This is a genomic window from Marinobacter sp. BSs20148, assembly GCF_000283275.1.
GTDB lineage: Bacteria > Pseudomonadota > Gammaproteobacteria > Pseudomonadales > Oleiphilaceae > Marinobacter > Marinobacter psychrophilus.
Map to the genome: position 1 here is coordinate 978,634 of NC_018268.1, position 24,596 is coordinate 1,003,229.

Here is a 24,596-nt window from a genome sequence, read left to right on the forward strand (position 1 = left end):
ACCTATGCAAGATTCTTCTCCTACAATTGACGTGTTCACCGTTCACTATGTACTTAAAAACGCCGTTGGTGAGCTGGTAGATACCTCTGAGGGCAGCGAGCCGCTGCATTTTGTGTACGGCAGCCCCGAGATTGTTGAGGGCATTCAGCGTGCCGTGAAAGACCGCCGCGTGGGGGACTGCCTAGAGGTCACCGTGCCGCCAGCGATGGCCTACGGCGAACATCGGGCCGACCTGGTGCGTAAAGTACCGCGCTCGATGTTCGAAGGCGTAGAGAACTTACAAGCGGGCATGAAGTTTCAGACCAACACGGGCACCGAGGCGCAGATTGTCCAGGTGATGGGTTTTGACGGAAATTTGGTACGTATTGATGCCAATCACCCGCTGGCTGGTCTAACCTTGTATTTTGATTTGGAAATTGTTGGCCGCCGCAGCGCTAGTGCAGAGGAAATTGCCCAAGGCCGGCCCTTGTCATAGCCTGAAGTTAGGAAAGACTGTTATGGAACTGACGACTGACAATTGGCGAATCCTGATTGTAGAAGACGACGAACGGCTGGCCAGCCTGACCCGCGATTACCTGCAGAATAACGGGCTTACGGTGTCTATTGAGTCCCACGGTGGGGCCGCGGTAGAGCGTATTCTGAACGAACAGCCAGACCTTGTGGTGCTTGATTTGATGCTGCCCGGCGAAGACGGCTTGTCTATCTGCCGCCGGGTGCGGCCGCGATACAGCGGCCCGATATTGATGCTAACCGCCAGAACCGACGACATGGACCAGATACTGGGTTTGGAAATGGGCGCCGATGACTATATTGGCAAACCGGCACAACCGCGGGTGTTACTCGCGCGTATTCGTGCGTTGATGCGCCGCGCTGCCGAAAAAAACCAGCCCTTGGTCGGCAGCGATGCCGTGAGCGAAGGCCCGGTGCGGGTGCAGTTCAACGAGTTGGTGATAGACAGCTCGATGCGCGAAGCCTGGCTGTCTGGCGTTACAGTGGATTTAACCAGCGCCGAGTTTGACTTGCTGTGGTTGCTGGCCAGCAACGCGGGCAGGGTGCTCAGCCGTGAAGAAATCTTTGCCGCTTTGCGTGGCATAGAATACGACGGCCAAGACCGCTCGATTGACGTGCGGGTGTCCCGTATACGGCCAAAAATTGGTGACGACCCCATCCATCCACGGCGCATAAAAACCGTGCGTAGCAAAGGCTATCTGTTTGTAAAAGAAGTCTGAGTAGTTGCAAAAACCTGAATAGCTGCTTAAGCCCGAGTTTTTGTTTGAGCCAGAGTGCGCACCATGCCCCGGATCTACTTTCTAAAACTTTATGCCCGCCTAGCGGGTTTTGTACTGTTGATCGCAGTGCTCTGTATGTTGCTGTTCCAAGGTTTGAACGGTATTCGCCAGCAAATGTGGCTGGAACAACACGGCACAGCGCTAATGCAATGGCTCGCGAAGTCTGCAAATCCTGTTGGTCATTACGCTTGGCTGGTGCCTGCTTATAATCTCGAAGTAGTCCCGGTCACGCAGTTGGCAGATACCGCGGTTATTCGCGAACGCCTGGGTTACGGCCAGGTGGTGGTGTTGCCGTCCAGCTTGGGCCGGCGCCTGTTAGTCGCCCGTGAAGACGGCCAGATCCTCGGCCTGAACCTGGCCACGCCTTATCGCGACATTGTGCGAGCCAGCGCGTTGGTTTTCCGCTGGCATCTAGACCGCTCAACGGTTGAACGTCGCCCCGAAACCCTGCGTTATTTGAGCGCATCACTAGGCCTTGGCGCTTATTTCATTGACACCGGCGAGCGCCTGCCACCCGCCGATGTTTTGCAGCAATTAGCCCGTGACGGCCTGGTTCTGTATACCGGGCTCTCCGGAGAGGGCCCCCGCGTGGCATTGCAGCTGGCTGACGGCGAGATGGTGCTGCTGGTGCCACCACCGCCGTTCAAGCCTTGGAGTCTGGCGATCATTTTGCCACTGTGCCTGCTGCTTGCAGCGGCGCTGGCATTACTACTCGGCTTTGTGGCCCGCGCTTGGGATGGGCGTTTGCTGAAGGTTGAATCCGCAGCGCTGCGGATTGCTCGAGGTGATTTGTCGGCGCGGGTAGAGCTCGATTCCAGCGCGCTCTACCCGCGCTTGGCGAAAGCTTTCAATAGCATGGCCGAGCATATTCACCGCCTTGTGCAGGTGCAGCACGATATGATCCATGCGGTGTCCCACGAGCTACGCACCCCGGTGGCGCGCATTCGTTTTGGCGTGCAGATGTTGGCCGACAGCGAGAAGTCGCAGCGCAGCGAGGAGCAGTTGCAGGGCATAGACGACGACATTCAGGAACTGGACGACTTGATAGACGAAATACTGACCTACGCGCGGTTGGAACAGAGCGAGGCCAAGTTCCTCCTGCAGCAGACATCTGTACCTGATCTTCTGCGCCAAGTCATCGCCCAGCAGCAGCTCTTGCACCCAACCGTCGTTATGGAGCTGGATGTGGATGGCGCCAGTGAGGCATTAGCCATGGCTGAGGTAGAACCGCGTCATTTGCACCGCGCTATCCAGAATCTGGTGGGTAACGCCGCACGCTACGCCAGTCGCCAGGTGCGCGTGCGCTGTCGGCTAGACAGCAACAATTGCCGCATTGATGTGGAAGACGACGGCCCAGGTATACCGCGCTCTGACTGGGACCGGGTATTTATTGCATTTTCACGGTTGGATGACAGCCGTACCCGCACATCGGGCGGGTACGGGCTAGGACTGTCGATTGTGCGGCGCATTATGTACTGGCACGGTGGCCAGGCCTTCGTTGGCATAAGCGCCACCCTTGGCGGCGCTTGCTTTAGCCTTGTCTGGCCTCGTGTTCAAACGCAATCAGGTGGTCTGCATCGACCCGCACAGGAACAAAATCACCCACATTGAAATCCAGGTGACTGCGGAACAGAGCCTCGAACTCGGTGGATTCGGAGCAGCGAAAACGGTAGAGAGTGGACGTACCGGCAAAGGTTTTTTCAATCACCTCGGGCCGCAAAGGCGAATGTTCATCGTAAACAATGTCATCGGGTCGAATCAGCACATCTACCGGTGTGCCCGCTTGCCATTTGTAAGCCCGGTTACCGTGAATAACGCCGAGTTCTGACTGTATGGCGTCTGGCCCCAGCGTGTTGCCAAGTATAAAGCTACCTTGGCCCACAAAGCTGGCAACAAAACGATTGGTCGGCTCGTGATACAGGTTAAACGGCACGTCCCATTGCTGAATTCGGCCTTTTTGCAGCACCGCCACCTGGTCGCACATTGCAAAAGCTTCTTGCTGGTCGTGGGTAACCAAAATGGCGCTGATGCCTAGGGTTTTTAGAATGTCACGCACATCCAGACTTAGCCGCCGGCGCAAATCTGCGTCCAGATTTGAAAACGGTTCGTCTAGCAAAATCAGCGTAGGTTCTGGCGCCAGCGCGCGAGCCAGCGCAACCCGCTGTTGCTGCCCACCCGACAATTCGTGAGGGTAGCAGTCGGCAAGATCCTGCAGTTGCACCAGTTCCAGTAATTCAGTGACCTTGCGTTGGCGCTCGGCTTTGCTCAGGCGGTTCAAACCGAAACCAACGTTGTCGGCAATGCTCAGGTGCGGAAAGAGCGCGTAATCCTGAAACACCATGCCAATACGGCGTTTTTCCGGCGGCAGAGCGCGACCGGGCAGGCTGATGGCTTGGCCCTGAAGGCTGATTTCGCCATCGCTAAGTGGCAAAAAACCGGCCAGAGCACGCAGCATAGTGCTTTTGCCACAGCCGCTTGGGCCCAGCAGACAGCCAATGTCGCCTTGGCGTAGGGCAAAACTGACGTTCTTCACCACAGCTCCGCCGCCATAGCCACAGCACAGATTGTTGACTTCGAGCAACCAGTCAGATGCGATTGCGGGCTTGTTCATAATCAATCCAGACGTTTAAGAATCAGGAATTCCAGCAGGGCTTTTTGAGCATGCAAGCGGTTTTCCGCTTCCTGCCACACTACCGAGCCCGAATGCTCCATCATGTCTTGTGAGATCTCTTCGCCGCGATGTGCCGGCAGGCAGTGCATAAACAGAGCGCCTTTAGCGGCCAGTGACATCAACTGCGGATTAATCTGGTAGCTCGAAAACGCCAGTTCACGAGCTTTCTGCTCGCTTTCTTGGCCCATAGAAGCCCACACATCGGTGACCAGCAGGTTGGCGTCGCGGGCAGCGTCTGCGGGCTCGCGCATTACCGTGACATGTTCTTTGTGTGCTTCAAATACGGCGGCGTCAGGTTCATAGCCTTTCGGGCAGGCCACGTTCAAATGAAAGCCGAACATGACGGCAGCGTTGATGTAGGAATGGCACATGTTGTTACCATCGCCGATCCAGGCCACCGTGGCGCCGCGAATACTGCCGCGGTTTTCGCGATAGGTTTGCATATCGGCCAATAGCTGGCAGGGGTGGAAGTCATCAGTCAGTGCGTTGATCACGGGCGCTGAGGAGGCCGCTGCAAAGCGCTCCACGGTATTGTGGGCGAAGGTCCGAATCATCACTGCGTCGACCATGCTGGAGATAACAATGGCCGAATCTTCAATCGGTTCGCCACGGCCCAACTGGGTGTCGCGGGGCGACAAAAACAACGCCGAGCCGCCAAGCTGCATCATGCCTGCTTCGAAAGACACCCGGGTGCGAGTAGATGACTTTTCAAAAATCATCGCCAGAACACGATTTTTCAAGGTGTCGCGGGTCTTGCCCTGGTGCCATTCACGACGCAGGCGTGAGCCGTGGTCCAGCAGTGCTTCCAGTTCATCGGGAGTCAGGTCGTTCAGTGTTAAAAAATGTCGTACTGCCATGCAATGGCCCTTACCTCGCTGGAGGCCCGGGTTGCCGGGGCTTCTAGCCTGATGATTGTGGATGTAAAGTGAAAAAATAGGGGCATTCAGTCTAGCCGCTCTGCGGTGGCATGACAACGATCAGGACCAGCTGGTGCCGCGTCTTTAGCGATAGAGGACAGATTTGAAATCTGCCCCCGGCGTACGGAAATCTGCCCCCGCATGTTCTGGGTCAAAGAGCGGGCGGTCGGCGACGGTTGGTAGGTCTGCCGGGGCCGTGTACAATGTGGAAAACCGATTGCCCCAAGGCAAGCTTTCCTTTTTCATTTTAGCTTCCAGCACAGAGGTAGATAACATGGATATGAACGACACCATTAAAAGCCAACTCGAAGAAAACTCGGTTATTCTGTACATGAAGGGTTCTCCTCAGGCGCCGCAGTGCGGTTTTTCGTCAAAAACAGTTCAGGCCTTAATGGCCTGCGGTGAGAAATTTGCTTTCGTGAACATTCTGGACAACCCGGAACTGCGTGAAGCGTTGAAGGTGCACTCTAGCTGGCCTACTTACCCGCAGCTGTATATTAGTGGCGAATTGGTTGGCGGCTGCGACATCATTATGGAGATGTCGGAAAATGGCGAACTGGCCACAGCTGTAAAAGCTGCGTGCAAGCAGACAGAAGCCTGAACGGCAATTTTTAGTGCCGAGAAAAATTGCGCGGTGCGAATGAAACCTGCGCAGTTAGACTACAACTCATGCAATTTAAAAGATGTGCAGTGACAATAGAAAATGCCGGCTACATGCCGGCATTTTTCGTTCAAGGTGCTGGGCTCCTAACCTGCTTTGCTTCGAAGAGATCCCACCACAGCGTTCAGTGCGCGGTCAATCAGCGCTCCTTGTTCCAGCAGCGTTAGCCGGCCCCGGCACATTTCTTGGGCAAGCTCGGTACGGGTTTTTTCAATCACTTTCAGGCCCATGCGGTTAACGAATACAAAGCAGTCGGCTTCTTCAATAATAGCCGATAGTTTGCAACGGAAGCTGGCGCCGTTTACCAGGCTGAACTCTACCCAGCTACCGGTTTCAATCTGGTCAATCTGATCCATATATTCAGAAATGGCGTTGTCTTGCAGTTCTTCGCCGATGTCCGCTTTTTCAGAATCTGGCGCCACTACTAAAGGCTCTGTGCGGGTTTCTAGAGCGGCGTTGGTGCGGAAAGTGTCGGCCAGTTCATGTTTAAGCTGCGCCATCATTTCGTCGAGTTTGGACGAATTGAACGATACTTCCTCAAGCCCGGCGCGCAGGGTTTTCAGCAATCCCGGCACCACACGAACCCATTGGTCGCGCTCGGCATCTTCGTGATGGGGATGCAGGCACCAGATAAGGTCGTCCAGCACTTTTACCGACTCGTTCCAGCGGTGCTCCATCTCGTCCCTGAGGTAGGTCAGGAACATAACCCGGCTCCAACCATTAACAACGATGGTGTGAATGGTTTGCGGCAGCTTGTAACGGGCCAGCTTCTCTTTCAATATTGTGTCTACGGTTTGCTGCGCTTTCTGGGATTTTATGCGGCCACGCTCAGATTCGCGGGTGCGCTGTTCCACCAGAGTTGAACGTTTGTTTTCGCGCTCCAGAAAGGCGTCGAATTCGTCATTCAAGGCAACAAACAAAGACACGTCGCCGTCAAACTCTTCAAGAATGCGCTGTACTATGGTGTGAATCTGGTTATACAGTTTGTCTCGCGACTTTTCGTCGCTGTTGCTCCAGCCAATGCCGGCGCGGGCAAGGTTGTTGAGCAGGCGTCGGGCTGGATGTCCACCATGACTGAAGAAGGTTTTATCGCGCATCACCACTTTTAGTATGGGTATTTGCAAGCGGCTGACCAGCACCTGAATGGGTGCTGACAGGTTATCGTCGTCGAGAATAAAATCGAACAGCATCGACACCAAATTAATGAGGTCTTCATCGGCCTCGGTTATAGCGGCTTTGAGTCCGTCTTTGCGCTTTGTCTGCGCTAGAAGTTGGTGCATCAAATTCAGTAAATCGATGGTTAGCGGCTCGCCTTGGCTTAGGTCTTCATCGAAGCCTGTGTAGCCAGCGCTGTCAAATGCGTTCTGCGCTGGTAAAGCGTTAAGAAGTTCGCCAAGCTCAGCGGCAGACAATTGGTGTACGGAGTGGCTACCGGAACGCCGTTGCGGCATACCGGCGTTGCTACGTTGGTGCGAAAGCATGCTGCGTATTTGTTCGAATACTGCGCTTTCGCTTGCGGCATCTACCTGCAAGGTGCCCATTGAATCCGAGCTGTCGGCCGGTTTGCCGCCGCTGTCCTGATTTTTTGAGCTATTTTTACCTTGATGGCGGAAGTGAGGAACAACCCCGGCTTTCACCAAAATGCGGTTGGCTTCGTCCAATAACATACCAAGATTCGACATAACGTAGCGGTCAAACTGCTTTAGCAGAATCAGGCGCTCACGAATCTGGATTTCCATGGGCTGTATGGCGTGTATAAACGCTTGGCCTAAATGCTCTGGTGCCAAAGGATTGACGATAACGCCGTCTGCTGCTTTGTACACATGGCTGAATCGCGCGTTCAGCTGAATTAACTGACCTTGAAAGTGCGCTTTGGCTTTTGCAGCCATGGCAATCGATGCAACCTGTTCTTCCAGGTCATCATTACTTACAAGTGCGAGGCTGTCTGGGTCTATTGCCTGGGGCCCGTTATCAGGACCGCTCTGGCTGGGGGGCAACACAAAAAATGAACTAATAGTCTCGTTAAACTGGCGTTCAACACCTTTGCGCTTGATGCGAATTTCCCGCATGGCTTCAAAGTAGCGGTTTTGTTCGTTATTGTTGCGGCAGTTGTTGGCGAGTTCAAACAGCGAATCATCGACCGCGTCCAGAGCGCCCTGTAACAGGTCGCCCAAGCCGGCAACAACGGTTTCCCGAACGCGTACCACTTCGGGTGGAACAGGCGCGGCTTTTCCGTTAGCGACCTTCTGGCGCTGGTGGATATAATGAATGCCGGGCCGTTCGTTCATGGCAGGCTCCTGTCTGTCTCGCGCCACTTAAGCCTTTTTATAGGGTGCCATCACAATGGGAGTTATAATTATGCCTCAAAAATAACCCATATTGATCTTTTTTTATACATTTGCTTTTTAGTTTTCACGACGAACTCACAAAATTAGGCATTAACGGTCACAAAGGCTGGCGTGATATTCAGCGGCCAAGCCCGCGTTTCTTGCGTTTTTTTGGATGCACAATGGCCGCTTTTACAACGTTATCTTTAATCTGTAGTACTTCGACTCGATGCCCGCCAACTCTCAGGCACACGTTGCTGTCGGGAATGTTCTCCAGAGTTTCGGTAATTAACCCGTTTAGAGTTTTAGGGCCATCTATTGGCAATTTCCAAGACAAACTTTTGTTAATTACCCGCAGCGAAGCTGTGCCGTCAATAATATAGGTGCCATTATCCTGAGGAATGATGTCTGGGCTGGTGGATGCATAGTCGGTGGTGAATTCGCCCACAATTTCTTCAAGAATGTCTTCCAGCGTGGCCAGGCCCAGCACTTCGCCGTATTCGTCCACGACAATTCCAAAGCGGCGGCGGCCCTTCTGAAAGTTAATCAACTGGGTGTTCAATGGTGTGCTTTCGGGAACAAAGTAAGGCTCGGTACACAGCTGCGCAATCATGTCCTTGTTTAAGTCATCTTTTTGCAGCAGTTTGGTGGTATTACGCAAATGCAGAATGCCCTGAATGTCATTTATATCGCCTTTATAAACCGGTAAGCGGGTGTGCTGGCTGTTGCGTAACAGGCGCAGGATGCTGTCCAGGTCGTCATCCAGGTCAATCCCGACGACTTCGTTGCGGGGCACCATAATGTCCGTCACGGTCACTTTTTCCAGGTCCAGTATGCTCACCAGCATATCTTTGTGCTTGGCTGGAATCAGCGCGCCGGCTTCGTTCACCAGAGTGCGCAGTTCCTCGCGGCTGAGGTGGTCGTTGGCGATGTCTTCCGGCGATACCCGCAGCAGCTTCAAAATGCCGCCGGTAAACAGGTTCACTGCCCATACCACCGGGTAGAGTATTTTTAGCAGTGGAGCTAGAACATAGCTGGCAGGAAAGGCGATTTTTTCCGGAAACAGTGCGGCCAACGTTTTAGGCGTCACCTCCGCAAAAATCAGGATGACAATGGTGAGTAGCACGGTGGCTATGGCAATACCGGCGTCGCCCCAGATGCGTATGGCGATGACGGTGGCAATGGCCGAGGCAAAGATGTTAACGAAGTTGTTGCCAATCAGGATAACGCCGATCAGTTGATCGGTTCGCTGCAGAAGCCTGTGGGCGCGCTTGGCACCTTTGTGACCGGTTTGCGCCATGTGCTTCAGGCGATACCGGTTCAGCGACATCATTCCGGTTTCGGAGCTGGAAAAGAAGGCCGATAGTAAAATCAGTCCGGCTAGCGTAATAAACAGCGCGGTCAGCGATGTTTCGTTCAAGCGAGGAGTCCTTGTATTTGTCGAGAGCGTGGAAAGCGCGGAAAGTAAAGCGGCAAAGCCAGCTTTGGCGGTGAGCGCATTATCGTACCAGTTACCTTATTTAAGGCCGTGATGGAAAATCAGTTCCAGTACCAGCTTGCTGCCATAGAACGCTACCATTAATAGCGCGCAGCCTGCCAGTGTCCAGCGGCTAGCAGTTACTCCGCGCCAGCCTTTGGTGTGGCGGCCAATCAGCAAAGCCACAAACACCAGAAGCGAGAGTACCGAAAACAGAGTTTTGTGGGCAATGTCCTGGGCGAACAGGTCTTCCACAAAAAGAGCGCCGGTAACAATGGCTAGAATCAGTAGCACAACACCGGCCCAAACCAGTTCGAACAGCACCGACTCCATGGTTTGCAGGGGGGGCAGGTTGCGCAACAGGCGGCTGTTGTAGTTGCTTTTAAGTTGGCGGTTCTGGACGGACAACAGCACAGCTTGAATGGCTGCCAGGCTGAACAGACTGTAAGCGGTTACTGACAGGGCGATGTGGGTAAGCATGCCGTAGCTGTGATCTGGCACCAGCCGCGCCGGAGTGGGCGCTGCCAGCGCAACAATAATCGTCAAGCCGGCTAGAGGGTATACACCCAATAGAAGGTTTTGCAGGGGTTTGGTAAGATTCAGGCCCAATAACAAGAATGTGATCAGCCAGGAGATGACCAGCGAGCTGCGCACAATACTGAAATCGAAGCCGCCGTCATGATGCACAATCTGAGTGATCAGCAGTGCGTGGCCCACCAAAGCAAGCATGCCCACCAAAGTGGTCATTGCCAAGCTGCTTTGCACCCGGCCGCGGAAATGGAGAGCCTGCAGGGCCGTGCCAATGCTGTATAACAGAAGTGAGGTAACCGCGAGAATCAGCGTTCCCATAAAATGTTAATCCTGAGCTGCCCTGTATGCCACTGTTCAGGCTGAGGTTTACGGCGCATTAAAGGTGATTTCACTGAGCTGGTCGTTTCGGGAAGATAGTTTGGTTATAATGTGCCGATTATGCAACCGGAATAATCAGGCCCCGGGGCCTGATTATTCCTGAATACTCTTATCCGGGTACGGAAGAACCGCATGTTTGAAAATCTACAGGACCGACTCTCCGGCAGTTTGCGCAAAATCACGGGTCAGGCGCGGCTTACCGAAGACAATATCAAAGATACGCTGCGTGAAGTTCGAATGGCGCTGCTTGAAGCCGACGTTGCTTTACCAGTGGTTAAGGACTTCGTAGAGAGTGTTCGCCAGCGTGCCGTTGGCCAGGAGGTTCAGCGTAGCCTGACACCCGGCCAAGTATTTATAAAAGTGGTGCAGCAGGAGCTGGAGCGAGTGATGGGCGAGGCTAACACCGGCCTGAACCTTTCGGTTACCCCGCCTGCAGTCATCATGATGGCGGGCCTGCAGGGTGCTGGTAAAACCACCACCGTTGCCAAGCTGGCGCGATTCCTGAAAGAGCGCCAGAAGAAAAGCGTGATGGTTGTCAGTGCCGACATCTACCGCCCGGCCGCGATTAAACAGCTGGAAACCCTGGCGAACGAGGTAGGCGTAGAGTTCTTCCCCAGCTCCGCCGATCAAGATCCGGTAGCCATTGCTGAAGGCGCCATCAGCGCAGCGCGTAAAAAACACATTGATGTGGTGATACTGGATACCGCCGGTCGCCTTGCCATTGATGAAATGATGATGGGCGAAATCAGCCGCCTGCACGCCGCGGTAAAACCGATAGAAACCCTGTTCGTGGTCGACGCCATGACCGGGCAAGACGCCGCCAACACCGCCAAGGCGTTTAATGAAGCCCTGCCGCTGACCGGCGTGGTTCTCACCAAAACCGACGGCGATGCCCGCGGTGGTGCGGCCCTGTCGGTACGCCACATTACCGGCAAGCCAATCAAGTTCCTGGGTGTGGGTGAAAAATCTGACGCTTTGGAGCCGTTCCATCCAGACCGCGTGGCGTCACGCATTCTAGGTATGGGCGATGTGCTCTCCCTCATAGAGGAAGCCGAGCGCAAGCTGGATCAGAGCAAAGCCGAGAAGCTCACCAAAAAGATCAAGAAAGGCAAAAGTTTTGATCTTGAAGACTTCCGCGACCAGCTCCAGCAAATGAAAAGCATGGGCGGCATTGGTGGCTTGATGGACAAGCTGCCGGGCATGGGCCAGATGGCCAAAGTAGCCCAAGAGCAGGTGAACGATAAGTCTATGGGGCAAATGGAAGCGATCATCTGTTCCATGACGCCCAAAGAGCGTCGTTACCCGGACACTGTTAACAACTCCCGCAAGCGCCGTATTGCCAACGGTTCCGGTTCGCAGATTCAAGATGTGAACCGGCTGCTGAAGCAGCACAAGCAAATGCAGAAGATGATGAAAAAATTCAGTAAGAAAGGCGGAATGGCCAACATGATGCGTGGTTTGGGTGGTATGATGCCGCCCGGCGGTGGAGGCGGTCAGCCTCCCTTTGGTCGTATGTAAAATGCCTTACGCCGAAAACAGGGAAACAACCGGTTTCGCTGTTTTCTTTGGCGCTCTTTTAGCATAGAATAGCGCCCCTTTCGAGTATGGGTCTTCATATCAGCCGCTCCTGGCTGCATTGAATCGTACAAAGTTCGTACAACAGAACAGGATATTGGTTAAATGGTAAAAATCCGTTTGGCTCGCGGCGGCTCTAAAAAGCGCCCGTTCTACCATCTGACAGTGACAGACAGCCGCAAAGCACGCGACAGTCGTTTTATTGAACGCGTCGGCTTCTTCAACCCGATTGCCCGTGGACAAGAAGAGCGTCTGCGCGTAGATCGTGAGCGCGTTGCGCACTGGATCGGCCAAGGCGCACAGCCTAGCGATCGTGTTGCCCAACTGCTGAAAACCGCGGATTAATCTATCAGAGAAATCTGAAGGTTAGCCTGACAAACACCGGGGTGACACACATGGCAGAATCCTCGCAGGAAACTGTTATCGGCCGTATTACCGCGGTGTTTGGGATCAAGGGTTGGCTTAAAGTCTACTCTTTCACCGATCCCAGAGACGGAGTACTGAACTACCGCAACTGGACACTGGTTCAGGACGGCAAGCGTATTCCTGCCAAGCTTGAAGAGGGTCGCCGCCAAGGGCAGGGGATCGTCATCAGGCTGAAAGGTGTTGATGATCGTGATGTTGCCCAGCGTTACTGCGGGGCTGATATTCTTGTGCCAACCGAACAGTTAGCAGAGCTGCCTAAGGGCGACTATTACTGGTATCAGTTGGAAGGCCTTGAAGTATTCACGGTTGAAGATGAATGCCTGGGAATAATGCACCATATGCTGGAAACCGGCGCCAACGACGTATTGGTAGTGCAGGCAAGCCCTGCTTCTATTGATCAGCGCGAACGTCTAATTCCTTACTTGCCTGACGAAATCGTTATGCAAGTGGATTTAGCCAACAAGCGCATGGTGGTTGACTGGGATCCGGATTTTTAGGGTGTGGATTGGTGCTGTCAGTCTATTCCCGGAAATGTTTGCAGCGGTAACCGATTATGGGATCACCGGCAGGGCCGTACGTGACGGGTTAATAACCTTTCACAGCTGGAACCCGCGGGATTTTACCCATGATCGTCATCGCACGGTAGACGACCGCCCCTACGGTGGCGGCCCCGGTATGCTGATGAAAATTCAGCCGCTACGGGATGCTATTCACGCTGCACGGCAAGCGGCTCCGGGCCCGGCTTGTGTGGTATATTTATCGCCTCAGGGTGAAACCCTGAATCAGTCGGTTGTGGAATCTCTGGCAGCAGAGCAGCGACTAATACTGGTGGCGGGCCGTTATGAAGGTGTGGATGAACGCCTGATTACGGCAGAAGTAGATCGTGAAGTGTCGCTGGGAGACTTCGTGCTTTCTGGTGGCGAACTGGCAGCCATGGCTGTGATTGATGCGGTTACGCGCCTCATCCCCGGAGCGCTGGGTCATGCGCAGTCGGCAGAGCAGGATTCGTTCGCCGACGGTTTACTGGATTGTCCGCACTATACCCGGCCCGAAGTGTATGAAGGTCAGGCGGTGCCGGATGTTTTGTTGGGCGGTCACCATGATCAGATCCGGCGTTGGCGGCTTAAACAGTCGTTGAGGCGAACCAGCGAGCGACGCCCCGACCTGCTTGAAAAGCGGGAGTTTTCGGAAGAAGAGCGCAAGCTGCTGGCAGAGATTTTAAACGAACCGTGTGCCTCTGAATCTTCAGGGCATTAAAAGATTGGGAATCAGGAGCATAACGATGAGCGGCAAGAACAACATCATCAATCAAATTGAAATAGAACAGATGACCAAGGACATTCCGCCATTCGCGCCGGGTGATACCGTGGTTGTTCAGGTTCGCGTAACTGAAGGCACCCGTGAGCGTTTGCAGGCGTTTGAAGGCGTTGTAATCGGCAAGCGTAACCGTGGCATGAACTCTTCTTTCATTGTACGTAAGATCTCTTACGGCGTGGGCGTAGAACGTACATTCCAGAGTTTCTCCAAGCTGATTGAAAGCGTAACAGTGAAGCGTCGTGGCGTTGTGCGTCAGGCCAAACTGTACTACCTGCGCGACCTGTCTGGTAAGGCAGCACGTATCAAGGAAAAGCTGGGCTGATTGGCCTCTCGCCATGCTCAGTGTTAAAAAAGGCAGCCACGGCTGCCTTTTTTGCGTTTCGGCAGAAGACAACGCAATCATCGCACGCTTCTGCGACGCCATCTGGCTGGAAGATGGACTTAGCGAAAAAACCCGCGAAGCCTACCGCAGCGACCTGGGCGGCCTGGCGCAGTGGCTTCAGGGCCAGCCCGGCACACCGTTTCTGATAGCCGCCCAGCGTGGTGATTTGTTGGCTTGGCTATCCAGCGGATTGGCAGACGGCGTGAAAGCCTCTACGGCAGCACGACGGTTGTCTGGCATTCGCCGCTTTTACCGCTATTTGCTCCGCGAAGGTTTGATACAGGAAGACCCAACCCTACGCATAGACAGTCCTAAGCTGACGCGGCCGCTTCCAGACACCCTCACCGAAGCGGAAGTTGACGCGCTGCTGACCGAGCCAGACCCCGAAGTACCTATAGAGCTGCGCGACAAAGCCATGCTGGAAATTCTGTACGGCTGCGGCTTACGGGTGACCGAATTAACGTCATTGCGGTTGGACCAGGTGAACTTGCGCCAAGGCGTGGTGCGCATTACCGGTAAAGGCGATAAAGACCGCCTGGTGCCCTTAGGCGAAGAGGCTATAGACTGGCTTCTGCGCTATATAAAAGAAGCGCGGCCGGAATTGCTAAAAGGTCACGCCTGTGACGACCTGTTCCCTGGTAATCGACCAAAAGCCATGACGCGCCAAACGTTCTGGCACCGCATCAAGCATTACGCTGCGCGCATCGGTATTCAAAAGCACCTGTCGCCGCACACCTTACGTCACGCTTTCGCAACCCACTTGCTCAATCACGGTGCGGATTTACGGGTGGTGCAAATGCTGCTGGGCCACGCGGATTTATCCACTACCCAGATATACACCCACGTGGCGCGTCAGCGCCTGCAGGAACTGCATCGGCAACATCACCCTCGAGGGTGAGAGTGTGGGTGAGAGTGTAGGTGAGAGTTCGGGTGAGACAGAGAGCAACGATGAGGATGTTTGTTTTGCTGCTCTTTTACGTCAATTTTTTGCTACCCTAAGTTTGTGCTGAATTAACTCGGTCTGTTTTTTATCCACGTTGCGGACACCCATATGTCTTTTTCTATGCCTGTTATTTCCCGCTTTATTGCCGTTGCTCTGTTCAGTGGCTTACTGTTGCCAGCATTTGTCGCTGCAGCGGATATTGAAGAACGTATTACCCAGCGCCTGCAAACCGCCGTACCGGGCCTGCAGATAGAAAGCATGGCGCCGGCAAAAGCGCCGGGCATATACGAGGTGCGCACCAACAGCGGTCAGATTGTGTACGCCACCGAAGATGCGGAATATCTGTTTATTGGTGACCTGGTCAAACTTGAAAGCGCCGGCTACGTTAACCTCACCGAACAGGCACGTACCAGCCAGCGCCGGCAAACTATTAACGAGCATGCCAAAAATGGTGGCTTGATCCAGTACGCCGCCAAAGGTGAACAAAAAGCGGTGATTGACGTGTTTACCGACATCGATTGCGGTTACTGCCGCAAATTACACGGCGAAATGGATGAACTTAACGAACTGGGCATTACCGTGAATTACTTCGGTTTTCCCCGTTCCGGTCCGGGTACTGAATCCTTCCGCAAGTACGTGTCCGTGTGGTGCGCAAAAGACCCGCAAGCGGCTATGAACAAGGCCAAAAGCGGCGGCTCCGTTTCGTCCGCTGACTGCGCCAACCCGGTGGCTGAGCAATACAACCTAGGCCGACTGGTTGGCGTAACCGGTACCCCCGCTATCGTATTGGAAGATGGAACATTAATGCCGGGCTACGTGCCTGCCAAAACTCTGGCGCGCAGTTTGGGTATTCTTTAACTAATGGGCATTCTTTAGGCAATCAGCTGCCGCCAGGTCTTATTCCCCAAGCTGTGAGTGGGTATACTGTGCGGCCTCAATCATCAGCAATCAGCAGTCATCGTCATCAGAGGTAAAAGAGTGAAACAGGTCAGTGTCGGAATTTGCGGACTAGGAACCGTGGGCAGCGGAACCTTCAAGGTACTCACTCGCAACGCTGCGATCATTGCCGGCAGGTCAGGGTGCAACATCCAGATTACCCGCATCGCCAGCCGAACCCCCCGCACAGACATCGACCTGGGCGGGGTTCCCTTCAGCACTGACGTCTATGACGTGGTGAACGATCCTGCCATCGATATCGTGGTGGAAGTGATTGGCGGCTACGATGCCGCCAAAGAACTGGTGCTGACCGCGATCAAAAACGGCAAGCACGTGGTTACCGCCAACAAAGCATTGATAGCTGAGCACGGTACCGAAATTTTCGCTGCAGCTGAAAAAGCCGGCGTAATCGTGGCCTATGAAGCCGGCGTGGCCGGTGGTATTCCGGTTATCAAAGCCATTCGTGAAGGCCTGGCGGGCAACCGCATTGACTGGATTGCCGGCATTATGAACGGCACCGGTAACTACATTCTGACCGAAATGCGCGCGGGTCGTGAATTCGCCGGCGTGTTGGAAGAGGCCAAGGCTTTGGGTTACGCCGAAGCCGACCCCACCTTTGACGTGGAAGGCATAGATGCGGCCCACAAGCTCACCATTCTGGCTTCGGCCGGTTTTGGTGTGCCGCTGCAGTTCAACAAAGCCTACACCGAAGGTATCTCCAAAATTACCCCTTACGACATCGCCCACGCCGAACAGCTGGGTTATCGCATCAAGCATCTGGGCATTGCCCGCCGCCGCGAAGAAGGCATAGAGCTGCGGGTTCACCCCACGCTGGTGCCCCAGGACCACTTGATTGCGCGGGTAGATGGCGTGCTGAACGCCATTTTGGTAGACGGCGATGCCGTAGGCCAAACCATGTACTACGGCCCTGGTGCCGGCGATGAAGCCACCGGTTCCGCCGTGGTTGCTGACATTATCGACGTTGCCCGCATCGTTGCGAGCGGCAGCAGCTTGCGCGTACCCTTCTTGGGCTTCGCACCGGAAGCGATGGAAAATCTGCCGGTACTGGAAATGGAAGACGTACAGTCGGCGTATTACCTGCGTATCTCCGCATTTGATCGCCCAGGTGTGCTGGCCGAAATCGCCACTATTTTAAGCGACAGCGGCATCAATATCGAATCCATCATGCAAAAAGAATTCGAAGTGAAAGACGGCCGCATCCCGGTCATTATCCTGACTCACACAGTGCAGGAACGGCAGATGAACGGTGCCATTGCAGAATTGGAAAACCTGCCAGACATAGACGGCAAGGTTGTTCGTATTCGCGCTGAAAACTTTAACTAACAGGGTGTCCACGTGAGATACATCAGCACGCGGGGTGACTCGCCCGCACTGGGTTTTGAAGATGTTCTGCTGACCGGCCTGGCGCCAGACGGCGGTTTGTACGTGCCTGAAAGCCTACCCCAGTTCAATCTGGAAGAAATTCGCAGCTGGCGTGGCCTAAGCTACAGCGAACTGGCGTTTAAGGTGATGTACCCGTTTGTCGAAGGCGCCATTCCCGCCGACGATTTCCGCACCATGCTGGATGACACCTACGGCGTATTCGCTCACAAGGCCATTGCCCCGCTGGTACAGATCGACAGCAACGAATGGGTGTTGGAGCTGTTTCACGGGCCCACCCTGGCGTTCAAAGACTTTGCACTGCAACTGCTGGGCCGCCTGCTGGATTACGTGCTGGAACGGCGTAAGCAGCACGTGGTGATTATGGGCGCTACCTCTGGTGATACCGGTTCGGCCGCCATCGAAGGCTGCCGCCGCTGCGAACACGTGGATATCTTTATTCTGCACCCCTACCAGCGCGTGTCCGAAGTACAGCGTCGGCAGATGACGACGGTGCAAGGCGATAATATTTACAACATTGCCGTGCGTGGTAATTTTGATGACTGCCAACGTATGGTGAAAGCCAGCTTTGGCGACCAGTCGTTTCTGGGTGGAAAAACCCAGCTGGCGGCGGTGAATTCCATCAACTGGGCCCGCATCATGGCCCAGATTGTGTATTATTTTCATGCTTCTCTGGCCCTCGGTGGGCCAGATCGCAGCATGGCGTTCTCGGTGCCCACCGGCAACTTTGGCGATATCTTTGCCGGTTACCTGGCGCGGAAAATGGGCCTACCCATTTCCCAGCTGGTGATTGCTACCAACCGTAACGACATACTGCATCGCTTTATGAGCGGCAACAAATACGAGCAGCAACATTTGGAGGCTACCCTTTCGCCAAGCATGGACATTATGGTGTCCAGCAACTTCGAGCGCCTGCTGTTTGATCTGCACGGCCGCGACGGTCACGCCGTGAAAACACTGCTGGAAGACGCCGCCAAAGGCCCGGTCAGCATCGACGACTTCCGTTGGAAGCAGGCCCGCAGTCTTTTTGACAGCAGTGCGATAGACGACAAAGACACCTGCGACACCATCCGCGACGTGTTCCAGCAAAACGCATACCTGTTAGACCCGCACACCGCCATTGGCGTGCGCGCCGCCCGCAACTGCCGCCGCGATGCCAGCATTCCGATGATTACCCTGGGCACCGCCCACCCGGCGAAATTTCCCGATGCGATAGCCGCATCTGGCGTGAGCGCTAAGCCCGAACTGCCGGCGCACATGGTCGATCTGTTCGAGCGAGAAGAGAAATACACCGTGCTGGACAACAACATCGCCGACGTTCAGGGCTTTATTGCCAAACATTGGAAAAACACCTGAGCGGCATGACCCCCAAAAAGATCCTGCGTCGCCCCCAACCAGCCAATGTGCCCGGCTGGGGGCACGATTTGCCGCCCATATTACGCCGCCTGTACGCCGCCCGTGGTGTTACCTCTGACGACCAACTCAGCTACACCCTGCGCCACCTGGCTTCGCCGCTGAAAATGCGCGGTATGGATCGTGCCGTGGAATTGCTCGCCGACGCCATTGAAAAACAGCAGCGGGTGCTGATACTTGGGGACTTTGACGCCGACGGCGCCACCAGCACCGCCGTCGCCTTATTGGGCCTGGGCATGCTGGGCTTAAAGCACGTTGATTTTAAAGTACCCAGCCGGTTTTCGGACGGCTACGGGTTAACCCCCGGCATTATTTATCGCTTGCAAGAAGACGGCCCGCTGCCAGATTTGATTGTAACGGTGGATAACGGCATAGCCGCCGTGGAAGGCGTACGCGCCGCCCGCGAACTGGGCATGCTGGTGGTGGTCACCGATCACCACCTGGCGGGCGACGAACTGCCCCAGGCCGACGCCATTGTGAATCCCAACCAGCCCGGTTGTGAGTTCATCAGCAAAAACGCCGCCGGCGTAGGCGTGATGTTCTACGTGCTAACCGCCCTGCGCAAACACTTGCGCGAACAGGGCCGGTTGCCAAATCCCGAACCCAATCTGGGTACATTGCTGGACTTGGTAGCCTTGGGAACCGTGGCCGACGTCGTGCCGCTGGACCACAACAACCGCATATTTGTAGAACAGGGCCTGCGCCGCATACGTCAGGGCGAAACCCGCCCCGGTATACTGGCGCTGCTGGAAGTAGCAGGCCGTGACCATACCGCTATCAGCAGCAGCGATTTAGGCTTCGTAGTGGGCCCGCGCCTGAACGCCGCCGGCCGCCTGGACGACATGAGTGTGGGCATCGCCTGCCTGCTGTCGTCAAGCCCAGACGAAGCCCGCCGTTTGGCACAAGAGTTGGATACCTTCAACCGCGAACGCCGCACCATCGAAAAAGACATGAAAATCCAGGCCCAGGATTTGCTGGCGTCTATGTCGCTGGATTTGGAAGGCTTGCCCTGGGGCCTGGCGCTGTTCGACCCAGACTGGCACCAAGGCGTCATCGGCATACTGGCCGCCCGCATCCGTGAACAAACCAATCGCCCCACTGTTGCGTTTGCCTCAGATGAAAACGGTGAAGACATAAAAGGCTCCGCCCGCTCCATTCCTGGCCTGCACATCCGCGATGCCCTGGCCGTAGTGGACGCCCGTCACCCAGGCCTGCTGAAGAAATACGGCGGCCACGCCATGGCCGCGGGCATGACTCTGGCAGCGGGCGATCTGGAAGCTTTTTCCAGCGCCTTCGACAAAGCCGTACGCGACAAACTAACAGCAGGCGACCTGGAAGCCGCCATCACCACTGACGGCCCTCTAAGCGCCAGCGAACTAAACCTGGACACCGCCGCCCTGCTAAAACGCGCCGGCCCCTGGGGGCAGCACTTCCCCGAACCGCTATTTGATGGCGAATTCAGCGTCGTCAGCCAGCGCATCGTGGGCCAGAACCATCTAAAGCTGGTGCTTCAGCCCGCCGAGGGTGGCAATATTATTGACGCGATTGCCTTTAATACGGGTTCGGAAGTGCCTGATTACACGCAAACCGGGGTCAGGGTGGTGTATAAGCCGGATGCCAATACCTTTCGGGGCAGGACGAATTTGCAGTTGATGATCGATTACCTGGAGCCGCGCTGACCCGAAGGAAGGGGACAAAAAAAGGGGACAGATTTGAAATCTGTCCCCGCTCTGATCGTATCCCTCGGGACAGATTTCAAATCTGTCCCGGCTTTACCTTTCCGTCTGCTTTGGGCGTTTAACCCTGCAGCAACTGAAGAACCTGCTGCGGCCGCGCATTAGCCTGGGCCAGAACCGACAGACCTGCTGACTGAAGTACCTGGGTGCGGGCCAGTTCCGCTGTTTCTGCTGCAAAATCCGCGTCGCGGATCCGGCTGTTAGCGGCCGACAGGTTCTCGGAGGTAGTACTCAGGTTGGCAATGGTGGACTCGAAGCGGTTCTGAAGGGCGCCCAATTCCGCCCGGAAGCCGTTGATCTTGTCGAAGGCGTAATCGATCGCAACCAGGGTCTGTTCGGCGCCAGCGGCGGTGTCGATTGCGAGATCGTTCACGGAGACGGTGTTGTTTGCGGGCGTCGCACTCAGGATCTCGTTGATGCGGGGTGTTATGCCATCCACGTCGAGAAGATTGGGGCTTGTAATCGAGACATCGTAGCTTTCACCAAACTGGGCGGAAAAAATAATACTTTCATTGGCAGCGTTCAGGTTGGCGCGAATGCCAGTTTCTACGGTCAGTGAGTTGATTTTCGCGACGATATCATTGAGTGACCGTGCCTCAATCTGAAACGCTGTTCCATCAACATCGACGTCAAACGTGACGCTGTTGCCGCTTTCAAAGCTTTGGGCGAGCGTCAGCTCTTCAGCGGCTGCCAGAGTGGATACACTTCCACCGGCAACGTTAGCGGCTGTGCCGGTCCCATCTGCGACCACAATATCGTTTGCAAGGACAACGTCATCGGCGTTACCGTTTGCGGTTGCCGTGTTAGTAATCGTTATAGTGCCGCCCGCGTTGCCCGCAGTAAGATCTGCATCAACGTTAGCTTGAAGCGCTGTCTCCAGCTGTGCTGCGACCGAATCAAAATCTGAACCGGCAGTGATATCCACGTCAATACCGCCAGCCGAGATGGTGCCACCATTAGCGAAATCGAACCCTGTAATATCAAGTGTTTGAGTGCCGTTGGCCTCAGCAATTGTTGCCCCGGAAGCCACTGTATCAGAGTTGGCTGCAATCGCTGAACCGTCAGTAACGACAAAGCTGGCAGAGACAGTAGTCGTCGTGGGATTGCTGATTGTAAGCGTGTCGCCGTCAGCGGTAACAGTCGCCTCTTCCAATCCAGCCTCGCCTTGGATCGCTGTTTGTAAAGCCGCAGCAAACGCAGTGGCGTCCGCGTAAGTGCCGTCCGCAGTGCTAAGGTCAGTTGTACCAACGGTACCGACAATGGAGACTGCGCCCGCTGTAAAGTCCAGATTAGAAACATCCAGAGTGGTTGTTCCTGCATCACCCGCACCCAGCGAAGATGTGGTCAGCCCGGCGGTCTGGGAGACAGTGGCCCCGATCTGGCTACCGCGGGCATCCAGCCCACTCACTCCGATGGTCTCTCCAGCATTGGCGCCAACCTGAAATGTTTGTGCGCCAAAAGTGCCATCGAGAATTTTAAGTCCGTTAAACGAGGTTTGGCCAGCAATGCGGTTAATCTCCGCAATTCGCTGCTGCACTTCCTGGTTCAGGGCCTGACGGTCTGACGTACTGTTAGTTGCGTTTGATGACTGGACTGACAACTCACGGATACGCTGCAGGTTGTTGGTTACTTCGTCCAGAGCACCTTCGGCCGTCTGCGCCAGGGAAATACCATCGTTGGCATTGCGCTGAGCCATGTTCAGGCCGGTAATCTGAGCCTGAAAACGGGTAGATATGGCGAGGCCCGCTGCGTCATCTTTGGCTGAGTTGATGCGCAGGCCGGAAGACAGCCGCTCCAGGGCAACGTTGCTGTCGCTCTGGGAGGCGTTCAAATTCCGCTGTGCGTTCAACGATGCGATGTTGGTATTAATGACTTGAGGCATTGTATTTCTCCCTGCTCTTGTGAAGGGCCGGAACAGGGTGAAACAAATAACAGAACCCCTGGCCAGCAAAATTCAGATAATTGCCGTTTGGTCTGAACTAATGCGAAAGCCATGCCAGAACGTAATTGCGGTTACCAGAGAGCTGTTTTTTAAGGAAAATGACAGAGGCGAGAGTTGTTGCCCCGATTGTTGTGGCGAAATTTTGGCAAGGAGGCAGGCAGTGCCTTGCCGCTTTTTTGAGCAAGTTACATTCCTTTACAAAGTTTTTAGAAATCCGCCTAAAGGAACCGAGGGATGCGCCGTTAAGTGAAATAACAGGGCGGCGCTCCAAACCAAAAAAAGAACGCTAGACCTCTTTCACGCAATAACGACTACACAGTCGTAGGAGATTCACCATGGCTCTCGGAATCAACACCAACGTCGCATCACTCAACGCCCAGAATCAGCTGAGCAAGTCACAGGGCATGAACGATCAGGCCTTGCAGCGTCTTTCTTCCGGCCTGCGCATCAACTCAGCCAAAGATGACGCGGCTGGCTTGGCGATCTCTACACGGTTCAGCTCGCAAATCACCGGTTTGAACGTGGCTGTGCGTAACGCCAACGATGCAATCTCTCTGTCGCAGACAGCTGAAGGTGCGCTGAATGAGGTGACCAACAACCTGCAGCGTATCCGTGAACTGGCTGTTCAGTCTGCCAACTCCACCAACAGTTCTTCCGACCGCGAAGCACTGAACCAGGAAGTCCAGCAGCGCATTGAAGAAGTAAATCGTATTGCTGGGCAGACTGCTTTCAACGGTTTGAAAGTACTCGACGGCAGCTTCGGTGATGCCGTGTTCCAGGTGGGCGCCAACGTGGGTGAAACCATTGGTCTCGATCTTAACGCCAGCGTGCGTACTGATGCTATTGGCGGTGTCGCCCAAGCGACGTCAGTGGCTCTGAACACGGTGATTGCCGAAGAGGGTGCTTTGACGCCGGGTACTGCGGCTACGTATGCCGTTGACGCGACAAACCTGATTGCCGACTACAGCACTGTGGCGGCCACAGCAACGGATTCACTGGTCTCTGGGGCGTATACGCAGGCGGCTTCCACTACATCGAGTGACGCTTTTCAATTCTCAATCGATGGCGTAGTGGCGTCAGACAATTTGGTTGCGAATGCTACCGACGCTCAACTTGATACTGATATCGCGGCCTTTGTTGCTGGTTCTAGTGGTGCTTACACGCAAGCCGGAAGTGTAGTTGGCGGAAATTTGGTGATTAGCCGGACCGATGGCGATGATCTGCTTTTGGAAACGTCATTTTCTGACGGCATTGGATCTGCAGTCGCTGCCGCTGGCACCACTTCAGACGGCACGTTTGCAACTTCGAACTTTACTGGTTTGGCGGCTACTACTGGAACCGTTGAAGACACTAGCGCCAACATCACGTTCACAGTGACCGACCCCGAGAGCAACGTGCTGTCTGTAACACTCGATAGCAATATAACCTCGGCAGCGGATCTAGCTACGGCGATCCAGGGCCAAACCGGGTATGGCGCAGCCACCTTCACGGCCGCGGCTGATGGTAACAATGTTGTGTTTACTGATGCGAGCAACGCCACCGGCAGTTTCGCAATTGGTGGCACTGACTCTGCAACGGTCACTGCTGAAAACGTGGCAGGCAGCACCGCAGCCGGCACAGCTGACACGGCAGGGGCAGCTGCAAGCAGCATTACCTTAGGCGCTAGCGATCTCACCTTCCAGTTTGGTGATGGCGATGCGTTAGCCGTTGCCGCTGGCACTTACAGCACGGTTCAGTCCTTCGTGGATGGTGTGAACACGGCACTGGGTGGTAACGCAAGCGCCGTGTTGGGTGACGATAATGTGCTCACCATCACGTCCGGTGAAGCCATCACTGTAGCAGCAACGGGTGATGCCAGTACCGCCTTTACTGCCGGCGCAAATGCTGTGTCAGGCAACCTGCAAGACGCCGACGTGCTTACAGTGGATGGCGCCAATACGACTATCCAGCGTGTCGATGCGGCGCTGACTTCAATCAGCGATCTGCGCAGCACCTTTGGTGCCATCCAGAACCGCTTTGAGTCCACCATTGCCAACCTGAGCACGTCAGTGGAAAACCTGTCAGCGGCCAACAGCCGTATTCTGGACGCAGACTTCGCCTCGGAAACGGCGGAGCTGGCCAAGTCTCAGGTATTGCAACAGGCCGGAATTTCGGTTCTGGCCCAGGCTAACGCCCGCCCGCAGCAGGTTCTGTCCCTCCTGCAGTAAGGGGTTAGCGGTAACAGCCGGAGCCTATGAGTTCCGGTTTTAAGCCGTTTGAGTACAGTGAGGTAAG

The 24,596-nt window shown here is 54.9% G+C and carries 21 protein-coding genes; 15 read left to right on the forward strand and 6 right to left on the reverse strand.

All coding sequences use genetic code 11. From position 1 onward, the window contains the following. Positions 1-4 precede the first annotated feature (4 nt). The 3 genes from MRBBS_RS04420 (at position 5) to MRBBS_RS04430 (ending at position 2,900) form a co-directional block, all read left to right on the forward strand. Positions 5-475 carry an FKBP-type peptidyl-prolyl cis-trans isomerase gene (locus MRBBS_RS04420; protein WP_041635075.1) on the forward strand — a complete coding sequence of 157 codons (471 nt, stop codon included), beginning with the start codon at positions 5-7 and terminating at the stop codon, positions 473-475. 22 nt (positions 476-497) lie between these two features. Further along, positions 498-1,229, forward strand: coding sequence for a response regulator (locus tag MRBBS_RS04425; protein ID WP_014870229.1), 732 nt, complete (start codon positions 498-500; stop codon positions 1,227-1,229). Positions 1,230-1,292: 63 nt separating this feature from the next. Continuing rightward, the gene (locus MRBBS_RS04430) at positions 1,293-2,900 is read left to right on the forward strand and encodes an ATP-binding protein (RefSeq protein WP_014870230.1); all 1,608 of its coding nucleotides are present in this window, start codon (positions 1,293-1,295) and stop codon (positions 2,898-2,900) included. Here the strand turns inward: MRBBS_RS04430 and MRBBS_RS04435 are convergent. Further along, a complete protein-coding gene (locus MRBBS_RS04435; protein ID WP_041635076.1) occupies positions 2,821-3,900 on the reverse strand; it encodes an ABC transporter ATP-binding protein in 1,080 nt (359 codons plus the stop codon). The two genes, MRBBS_RS04430 and MRBBS_RS04435, sit on opposite strands and share 80 nt — an antisense overlap. Before the next feature lie 2 nt (positions 3,901-3,902). After that, on the reverse strand, positions 3,903-4,817 hold the full coding sequence (gene argF, locus MRBBS_RS04440; RefSeq protein WP_014870232.1) for an ornithine carbamoyltransferase: 915 nt from the start codon (positions 4,815-4,817) through the stop codon (positions 3,903-3,905). 334 nt (positions 4,818-5,151) lie between these two features. On the opposite strand from argF, the gene grxD reads away from it, so the two are divergent. Further along, entirely contained in the window at positions 5,152-5,478 is a 327-nt protein-coding gene (gene grxD, locus MRBBS_RS04445) for a Grx4 family monothiol glutaredoxin (protein ID WP_014870234.1), read from the forward strand. A gap of 146 nt (positions 5,479-5,624) precedes the next feature. Here the strand turns inward: grxD and MRBBS_RS04450 are convergent, their stop codons facing one another. The 3 genes from MRBBS_RS04450 to MRBBS_RS04460 all read right to left on the reverse strand — a co-directional run bounded on the left by MRBBS_RS04450 (position 5,625) and on the right by MRBBS_RS04460 (position 10,191). After that, entirely contained in the window at positions 5,625-7,826 is a 2,202-nt protein-coding gene (locus tag MRBBS_RS04450; protein WP_014870235.1) for a DUF1631 domain-containing protein, read from the reverse strand. A gap of 178 nt (positions 7,827-8,004) precedes the next feature. Beyond that, positions 8,005-9,285, reverse strand: coding sequence for an HlyC/CorC family transporter (locus MRBBS_RS04455; protein ID WP_014870236.1), 1,281 nt, complete (start codon positions 9,283-9,285; stop codon positions 8,005-8,007). Between the two features lie 96 nt (positions 9,286-9,381). Then, entirely contained in the window at positions 9,382-10,191 is an 810-nt protein-coding gene (locus tag MRBBS_RS04460) for an inner membrane protein YpjD (RefSeq protein WP_014870237.1), read from the reverse strand. Between the two features lie 192 nt (positions 10,192-10,383). On the opposite strand from MRBBS_RS04460, the gene ffh reads away from it, so the two are divergent. From ffh to recJ, 10 genes are all read left to right on the forward strand, one after another. Beyond that, entirely contained in the window at positions 10,384-11,769 is a 1,386-nt protein-coding gene (gene ffh, locus MRBBS_RS04465; protein WP_014870238.1) for a signal recognition particle protein, read from the forward strand. 162 nt (positions 11,770-11,931) lie between these two features. Continuing rightward, a complete protein-coding gene (rpsP, locus tag MRBBS_RS04470) occupies positions 11,932-12,171 on the forward strand; it encodes a 30S ribosomal protein S16 (protein ID WP_014870239.1) in 240 nt (79 codons plus the stop codon). Between the two features lie 50 nt (positions 12,172-12,221). After that, entirely contained in the window at positions 12,222-12,749 is a 528-nt protein-coding gene (gene rimM, locus MRBBS_RS04475; protein WP_014870240.1) for a ribosome maturation factor RimM, read from the forward strand. Between the two features lies 1 nt (position 12,750). Then, positions 12,751-13,509 (forward strand): tRNA (guanosine(37)-N1)-methyltransferase TrmD, encoded by a 759-nt coding sequence (gene trmD / locus MRBBS_RS04480; protein ID WP_014870241.1) that lies wholly within the window; start codon positions 12,751-12,753, stop codon positions 13,507-13,509. A gap of 25 nt (positions 13,510-13,534) precedes the next feature. After that, positions 13,535-13,891, forward strand: coding sequence for a 50S ribosomal protein L19 (gene rplS / locus MRBBS_RS04485; RefSeq protein ID WP_014870242.1), 357 nt, complete (start codon positions 13,535-13,537; stop codon positions 13,889-13,891). A 13-nt stretch (positions 13,892-13,904) separates the two neighbouring features. Beyond that, on the forward strand, positions 13,905-14,849 hold the full coding sequence (gene xerD / locus MRBBS_RS04490) for a site-specific tyrosine recombinase XerD (protein WP_014870243.1): 945 nt from the start codon (positions 13,905-13,907) through the stop codon (positions 14,847-14,849). A gap of 153 nt (positions 14,850-15,002) precedes the next feature. Beyond that, a complete protein-coding gene (locus MRBBS_RS04495; RefSeq protein ID WP_014870244.1) occupies positions 15,003-15,752 on the forward strand; it encodes a thioredoxin fold domain-containing protein in 750 nt (249 codons plus the stop codon). 120 nt (positions 15,753-15,872) lie between these two features. Beyond that, entirely contained in the window at positions 15,873-17,174 is a 1,302-nt protein-coding gene (locus tag MRBBS_RS04500) for a homoserine dehydrogenase (RefSeq protein ID WP_014870245.1), read from the forward strand. Between the two features lie 12 nt (positions 17,175-17,186). Then, a complete protein-coding gene (gene thrC / locus MRBBS_RS04505; protein WP_014870246.1) occupies positions 17,187-18,587 on the forward strand; it encodes a threonine synthase in 1,401 nt (466 codons plus the stop codon). A gap of 5 nt (positions 18,588-18,592) precedes the next feature. Further along, on the forward strand, positions 18,593-20,323 hold the full coding sequence (gene recJ / locus MRBBS_RS04510) for a single-stranded-DNA-specific exonuclease RecJ (protein WP_041635077.1): 1,731 nt from the start codon (positions 18,593-18,595) through the stop codon (positions 20,321-20,323). Between the two features lie 118 nt (positions 20,324-20,441). Here recJ and MRBBS_RS04515 read toward each other — a convergent pair whose 3' ends face one another. Further along, entirely contained in the window at positions 20,442-22,262 is a 1,821-nt protein-coding gene (locus tag MRBBS_RS04515; RefSeq protein ID WP_014870248.1) for a flagellin, read from the reverse strand. A 395-nt stretch (positions 22,263-22,657) separates the two neighbouring features. Between MRBBS_RS04515 and MRBBS_RS20330 the strand changes: the two genes are divergently transcribed. Beyond that, on the forward strand, positions 22,658-24,529 hold the full coding sequence (locus MRBBS_RS20330) for a flagellin (RefSeq protein ID WP_014870249.1): 1,872 nt from the start codon (positions 22,658-22,660) through the stop codon (positions 24,527-24,529). Positions 24,530-24,596 lie beyond the last annotated feature (67 nt).

What these genes read in the sequence shown, in the direction of transcription:
- MRBBS_RS04420 (WP_041635075.1), top strand. Translation starts at nt 5, where the DNA reads ATGCAAGATTCTTCTCCTACAATTGACGTGTTCACCGTTCACTATGTA.
- MRBBS_RS04425 (WP_014870229.1), top strand. Translation starts at nt 498, where the DNA reads ATGGAACTGACGACTGACAATTGGCGAATCCTGATTGTAGAAGACGAC.
- MRBBS_RS04430 (WP_014870230.1), top strand. Translation starts at nt 1,293, where the DNA reads ATGCCCCGGATCTACTTTCTAAAACTTTATGCCCGCCTAGCGGGTTTT.
- MRBBS_RS04435 (WP_041635076.1), bottom strand. Translation starts at nt 3,900, where the DNA reads ATGAACAAGCCCGCAATCGCATCTGACTGGTTGCTCGAAGTCAACAAT.
- argF (WP_014870232.1), bottom strand. Translation starts at nt 4,817, where the DNA reads ATGGCAGTACGACATTTTTTAACACTGAACGACCTGACTCCCGATGAA.
- grxD (WP_014870234.1), top strand. Translation starts at nt 5,152, where the DNA reads ATGGATATGAACGACACCATTAAAAGCCAACTCGAAGAAAACTCGGTT.
- MRBBS_RS04450 (WP_014870235.1), bottom strand. Translation starts at nt 7,826, where the DNA reads ATGAACGAACGGCCCGGCATTCATTATATCCACCAGCGCCAGAAGGTC.
- MRBBS_RS04460 (WP_014870237.1), bottom strand. Translation starts at nt 10,191, where the DNA reads ATGGGAACGCTGATTCTCGCGGTTACCTCACTTCTGTTATACAGCATT.
- ffh (WP_014870238.1), top strand. Translation starts at nt 10,384, where the DNA reads ATGTTTGAAAATCTACAGGACCGACTCTCCGGCAGTTTGCGCAAAATC.
- rpsP (WP_014870239.1), top strand. Translation starts at nt 11,932, where the DNA reads ATGGTAAAAATCCGTTTGGCTCGCGGCGGCTCTAAAAAGCGCCCGTTC.
- rimM (WP_014870240.1), top strand. Translation starts at nt 12,222, where the DNA reads ATGGCAGAATCCTCGCAGGAAACTGTTATCGGCCGTATTACCGCGGTG.
- rplS (WP_014870242.1), top strand. Translation starts at nt 13,535, where the DNA reads ATGAGCGGCAAGAACAACATCATCAATCAAATTGAAATAGAACAGATG.
- xerD (WP_014870243.1), top strand. Translation starts at nt 13,905, where the DNA reads ATGCTCAGTGTTAAAAAAGGCAGCCACGGCTGCCTTTTTTGCGTTTCG.
- MRBBS_RS04495 (WP_014870244.1), top strand. Translation starts at nt 15,003, where the DNA reads ATGTCTTTTTCTATGCCTGTTATTTCCCGCTTTATTGCCGTTGCTCTG.
- recJ (WP_041635077.1), top strand. Translation starts at nt 18,593, where the DNA reads ATGACCCCCAAAAAGATCCTGCGTCGCCCCCAACCAGCCAATGTGCCC.
- MRBBS_RS04515 (WP_014870248.1), bottom strand. Translation starts at nt 22,262, where the DNA reads ATGCCTCAAGTCATTAATACCAACATCGCATCGTTGAACGCACAGCGG.
- MRBBS_RS20330 (WP_014870249.1), top strand. Translation starts at nt 22,658, where the DNA reads ATGGCTCTCGGAATCAACACCAACGTCGCATCACTCAACGCCCAGAAT.